Source organism: Neisseria sp. 74A18 (genome assembly GCF_001308005.1).
GTDB lineage: Bacteria > Pseudomonadota > Gammaproteobacteria > Burkholderiales > Neisseriaceae > Neisseria > Neisseria dumasiana.
The window spans coordinates 1-5,970 of the sequence record NZ_LGZA01000056.1 but is presented as its reverse complement, the minus strand read 5'-3'; the positions used below and the strand labels follow the sequence as shown (position 1 = coordinate 5,970).

Genomic DNA, 5,970 nt, shown 5'->3' with positions numbered 1-5,970 from the left:
CAGATTACCGATAAGTGTGAGTGTCTTAGGCCTCACACTGCGACAAAAACAGACGAGACAAGATTATATCATTGTCAGTCGGTTTCTTTGAAGCAGACCAGAAGTTAAAAAGTTAGAGATTGAACATAAGAGTTTGATCCTGGCTCAGATTGAACGCTGGCGGCATGCTTTACACATGCAAGTCGGACGGCAGCACAAAGAAGCTTGCTTCTTGGGTGGCGAGTGGCGAACGGGTGAGTAACGCATCGGAACGTACCGAGTAGTGGGGGATAACTGTCCGAAAGGATGGCTAATACCGCATACGCTTTGAGAAGGAAAGCGGGGGATCTTCGGACCTCGCGCTATTCGAGCGGCCGATGTCTGATTAGCTGGTTGGTGGGGTAAAGGCCTACCAAGGCGACGATCAGTAGCGGGTCTGAGAGGATGATCCGCCACACTGGGACTGAGACACGGCCCAGACTCCTACGGGAGGCAGCAGTGGGGAATTTTGGACAATGGGCGCAAGCCTGATCCAGCCATGCCGCGTGTCTGAAGAAGGCCTTCGGGTTGTAAAGGACTTTTGTCAGGGAAGAAAAGCTTGAGGCTAATACCCTTGAGTGATGACGGTACCTGAAGAATAAGCACCGGCTAACTACGTGCCAGCAGCCGCGGTAATACGTAGGGTGCGAGCGTTAATCGGAATTACTGGGCGTAAAGCGGGCGCAGACGGTTACTTAAGTCAGATGTGAAATCCCCGGGCTCAACCTGGGAACTGCGTTTGAAACTGGGTGGCTAGAGTATGTCAGAGGGGGGTAGAATTCCACGTGTAGCAGTGAAATGCGTAGAGATGTGGAGGAATACCGATGGCGAAGGCAGCCCCCTGGGATAATACTGACGTTCATGCCCGAAAGCGTGGGTAGCAAACAGGATTAGATACCCTGGTAGTCCACGCCCTAAACGATGTCAATTAGCTGTTGGGGCACTTGATGCCTTAGTAGCGTAGCTAACGCGTGAAATTGACCGCCTGGGGAGTACGGTCGCAAGATTAAAACTCAAAGGAATTGACGGGGACCCGCACAAGCGGTGGATGATGTGGATTAATTCGATGCAACGCGAAGAACCTTACCTGGTCTTGACATGTACGGAATCCTCCAGAGACGGAGGAGTGCCTTCGGGAGCCGTAACACAGGTGCTGCATGGCTGTCGTCAGCTCGTGTCGTGAGATGTTGGGTTAAGTCCCGCAACGAGCGCAACCCTTGTCATTAGTTGCCATCATTAAGTTGGGCACTCTAATGAGACTGCCGGTGACAAGCCGGAGGAAGGTGGGGATGACGTCAAGTCCTCATGGCCCTTATGACCAGGGCTTCACACGTCATACAATGGTCGGTACAGAGGGTAGCCAAGCCGCGAGGTGGAGCCAATCCCACAAAACCGATCGTAGTCCGGATTGCACTCTGCAACTCGAGTGCATGAAGTCGGAATCGCTAGTAATCGCAGGTCAGCATACTGCGGTGAATACGTTCCCGGGTCTTGTACACACCGCCCGTCACACCATGGGAGTGGGGGATACCAGAAGTAGGTAGGGTAACCGCAAGGAGCCCGCTTACCACGGTATGCTTCATGACTGGGGTGAAGTCGTAACAAGGTAGCCGTAGGGGAACCTGCGGCTGGATCACCTCCTTTCTAGAGAAGAAGAGGTCGCGGGCACTCACACTTATCGGTAAACTGTGAAATTAAAGATGCGTTTGAATTTTTGCATGCTTGAAGTTTGGGTGTGCAAAGACAAGAGACCTTGGGTTTGTAGCTCAGCTGGTTAGAGCACACGCTTGATAAGCGTGGGGTCGGAGGTTCAAGTCCTCCCAGACCCACCAGACATTCTCAAAGCGAAAGTAATCGGTATCGATACTTGGTTAAGAGTATGGGGGCATAGCTCAGTTGGTAGAGCACCTGCTTTGCAAGCAGGGGGTCATCGGTTCGATCCCGTTTGCCTCCACCAAAACTACGCCAAAAAGACTTTACAAATTAAAGTAAGCTGCTAGAATGCGCAGCTCGTTTTAATTTGCAAAGTTTAACCGTAAGCGGATAAACAGACGCATTGATCTTTAACAAATTGGAAAGCCGAAATCAACAAACAAAGACAATGTCGGCTTACCGTAACAGGTAAGCCACAGTATTTGGGTGATGATTGTATCGACTGAACTGTGAAACACAAAAGGCACAGTTCGGTACACAACAAGCAGTAAGCTTTGTCAGAGTAGAGTCTTCAAGTTGGGTAGGTAGTCAACGCCGAAACAACGAAGTCAGAGAGGTTCTTGAAATGATAGAGTCAAGTGAATAAGTGCATCAGGTGGATGCCTTGGCGATGATAGGCGACGAAGGACGTGTAAGCCTGCGAAAAGCATCGGGGAGCTGGCAATAAAGCTATGATCCGGTGATGTCCGAATGGGGAAACCCACCGTATTAATACGGTATCCTAAACTGAATACATAGGTTTAGAGAAGCGAACCCGGAGAACTGAACCATCTAAGTACCCGGAGGAAAAGAAATCAACCGAGATTCCGTAAGTAGTGGCGAGCGAACGCGGAGGAGCCTGTATATGATAGCTGTTGAGATAGAAGAACAAGCTGGGAAGCTTGGCCATAGTGGGTGACAGCCCCGTATTCGAAATTTCATCAGTGGTACTAGGTATACGACAAGTAGGGCGGGACACGTGGAATCCTGTCTGAATATGGGGGGACCATCCTCCAAGGCTAAATACTCATCATCGACCGATAGTGAACCAGTACCGTGAGGGAAAGGCGAAAAGAACCCCGGGAGGGGAGTGAAATAGAACCTGAAACCTGATGCATACAAACAGTGGGAGCCTATTAATTGGGTGACTGCGTACCTTTTGTATAATGGGTCAACGACTTACATTCAGTAGCGAGCTTAACCGGATAGGGGAGGCGTAGGGAAACCGAGTCTTAATAGGGCGATGAGTTGCTGGGTGTAGACCCGAAACCGAGTGATCTATCCATGGCCAGGATGAAGGTGCCGTAACAGGTACTGGAGGTCCGAACCCACGCATGTTGCAAAATGCGGGGATGAGCTGTGGATAGGGGTGAAAGGCTAAACAAACTCGGAGATAGCTGGTTCTCCCCGAAAACTATTTAGGTAGTGCCTCATGTATCACTTCCGGGGGTAAAGCACTGTTATGGCTAGGGGGTCATTGCGACTTACCAACCCATGGCAAACTAAGAATACCGGAAAGTGCAATCATGGGAGACAGACAGCGGGTGCTAACGTCCGTTGTCGAGAGGGAAACAACCCAGACCGCCAGCTAAGGTCCCAAATGATAGATTAAGTGGTAAACGAAGTGGGAAGGCCCAGACAGCCAGGATGTTGGCTTAGAAGCAGCCATCATTTAAAGAAAGCGTAATAGCTCACTGGTCGAGTCGTCCTGCGCGGAAGATGTAACGGGGCTCAAATCTATAACCGAAGCTGCGGATGCACCTAGTGCATGGTAGGGGAGCGTTCTGTAGGCCGATGAAGGTGACTTGAGAAGGTTGCTGGAGGTATCAGAAGTGCGAATGTTGACATGAGTAGCGATAAAGCGGGTGAAAAGCCCGCTCGCCGAAAGCCCAAGGTTTCCTACGCAACGTTCATCGGCGTAGGGTGAGTCGGCCCCTAAGGCGAGGCAGAAATGCGTAGTCGATGGGAAACGGGTTAATATTCCCGTACTTGATTCAAATGCGATGTGGGGACGGAGAAGGTTAGGTTAGCAAGCTGTTGGAATAGCTTGTTTAAGCCGGTAGGTGGAAGACTTAGGCAAATCCGGGTCTTTTTTAACACCGAGAAGTGATGACGATTGTCTACGGACAAGAAGTAACCGATACCACGCTTCCAGGAAAAGCCACTAAGCTTCAGTTTGAATCGAACCGTACCGCAAACCGACACAGGTGGGCAGGATGAGAATTCTAAGGCGCTTGAGAGAACTCGGGAGAAGGAACTCGGCAAATTGATACCGTAACTTCGGGAGAAGGTATGCCCTTTGATGTGAAAGACTTGCTCTGTAAGCATTGGAGGGTCGCAGAGAATCGGTGGCTGCGACTGTTTATTAAAAACACAGCACTCTGCTAACACGAAAGTGGACGTATAGGGTGTGACGCCTGCCCGGTGCTGGAAGGTTAATTGAAGATGTGCAAGCATCGGATCGAAGCCCCAGTAAACGGCGGCCGTAACTATAACGGTCCTAAGGTAGCGAAATTCCTTGTCGGGTAAGTTCCGACCCGCACGAATGGCGTAACGATGGCCACACTGTCTCCTCCCGAGACTCAGCGAAGTTGAAATGGTTGTGAAGATGCAATCTCCCCGCTGCTAGACGGAAAGACCCCGTGAACCTTTACTGTAGCTTTGCATTGGACTTTGAAGTCACTTGTGTAGGATAGGTGGGAGGCTTAGAAGCAGAGACGCCAGTTTCTGTGGAGCCGTCCTTGAAATACCACCCTGGTGGCTTTGAGGTTCTAACCCAGGTCCGTTATCCGGATCGGGGACCGTGCATGGTAGGCAGTTTGACTGGGGCGGTCTCCTCCCAAAGAGTAACGGAGGAGTTCGAAGGTTACCTAGGTCCGGTCGGAAATCGGACTGATAGTGCAATGGCAAAAGGTAGCTTAACTGCGAGACCGACAAGTCGAGCAGGTGCGAAAGCAGGACATAGTGATCCGGTGGTTCTGTATGGAAGGGCCATCGCTCAACGGATAAAAGGTACTCCGGGGATAACAGGCTGATTCCGCCCAAGAGTTCATATCGACGGCGGAGTTTGGCACCTCGATGTCGGCTCATCACATCCTGGGGCTGTAGTCGGTCCCAAGGGTATGGCTGTTCGCCATTTAAAGTGGTACGTGAGCTGGGTTTAAAACGTCGTGAGACAGTTTGGTCCCTATCTGCAGTGGGCGTTGGAAGTTTGACGGGGGCTGCTCCTAGTACGAGAGGACCGGAGTGGACGAACCTCTGGTGTACCGGTTGTGACGCCAGTCGCATCGCCGGGTAGCTAAGTTCGGAAGAGATAAGCGCTGAAAGCATCTAAGCGCGAAACTCGCCTGAAGATGAAACTTCCCTTGCGGTTTAACCGCACTAAAGAGTCGTTCGAGACCAGGACGTTGATAGGTCGGGTGTGGAAGCGCAGCAATGCGTGAAGCTAACCGATACTAATTGCTCGTGAGGCTTGACTCTATCATTTGAAGAACTTTGAAAGACGTGTTCTGAAAAATAAAGCTTACATCAGTCTTGAAGACGATACACATCACAGTTGATTGAATAATAAGCGGAAGAGTTCTTCCCTAACGGCTTTCCCGATTTGTACAGTTTACGTCTGGCGGCCATAGCGAGTTGGTCCCACGCCTTCCCATCCCGAACAGGACCGTGAAACGACTCAGCGCCGATGATAGTGTGGATACCCATGTGAAAGTAGGTCACTGCCAGACACTTATTCCGAACCCCTGATATTGCATATATCAGGGGTTTTTTGCTGACTGGGGGAAGGCTTGTTTGCCGCACCTATGGTTTTACAGGCATAGGGCAAAAAAAGGTTTATTTGCGGTAGTGTTCCGTCTCGTGATGAAAGGGGATGTTGCCCGGTTGCGACAATATCCGGCTTCTGTATTGTTACTTTGGTTATTAGTATTTGAAGGGGCGGGCTAATCTGTTTATGATGGTTGGCCGCCCACAAAGGTGCTGCAAAATCTGCGGCAACGGACGGGGCGTTTCAAACACATTCGGAATAAGGAGCATTATTGTGAAAACATATATGAAACGATTTTATGCAGGGGTATCGGCTATGTTGTTGTCGGCGCTGTCGCTGGCGGCGGTGAATATCAATACGGCAACGGAGGAGGAGTTGAAGGCTCTGCCGGGTATCGGCCCGTCGAAGGCGGCGGCGATTGTGGCCTACCGTCAGCACAACGGCCAGTTCAAGAGTGTGGACGATTTGAAGAACGTGAAGGGTATCGGCGA

Annotated in this window: 1 protein-coding gene, 2 tRNA genes and 3 rRNA genes; all 6 read left to right on the top strand. The window is 50.8% G+C overall.

Annotated elements, in window-relative coordinates; translation table 11 throughout:
- The first annotated feature begins 121 nt into the window (after window positions 1-121).
- Window positions 122-1,662: ribosomal RNA gene (locus AKG43_RS11530) — 16S ribosomal RNA — on the top strand.
- Window positions 1,663-1,773: 111 nt separating this feature from the next.
- Window positions 1,774-1,850 (top strand) — tRNA-Ile (locus tag AKG43_RS11525).
- A gap of 49 nt (window positions 1,851-1,899) precedes the next feature.
- Window positions 1,900-1,975, top strand: a tRNA-Ala gene (locus AKG43_RS11520).
- 328 nt (window positions 1,976-2,303) lie between these two features.
- Window positions 2,304-5,190, top strand: a 23S ribosomal RNA gene (locus AKG43_RS11515).
- Window positions 5,191-5,328: 138 nt separating this feature from the next.
- Window positions 5,329-5,441, top strand: a 5S ribosomal RNA gene (rrf, locus tag AKG43_RS11510).
- The 16S, 23S and 5S rRNA genes sit together here with 2 tRNA genes alongside, the layout of an rRNA operon.
- Window positions 5,442-5,764: 323 nt before the next feature.
- Window positions 5,765-5,970 (top strand): helix-hairpin-helix domain-containing protein (locus AKG43_RS11505; RefSeq protein ID WP_054617426.1); only part of this gene is annotated, 206 nt, incomplete at its 3' end.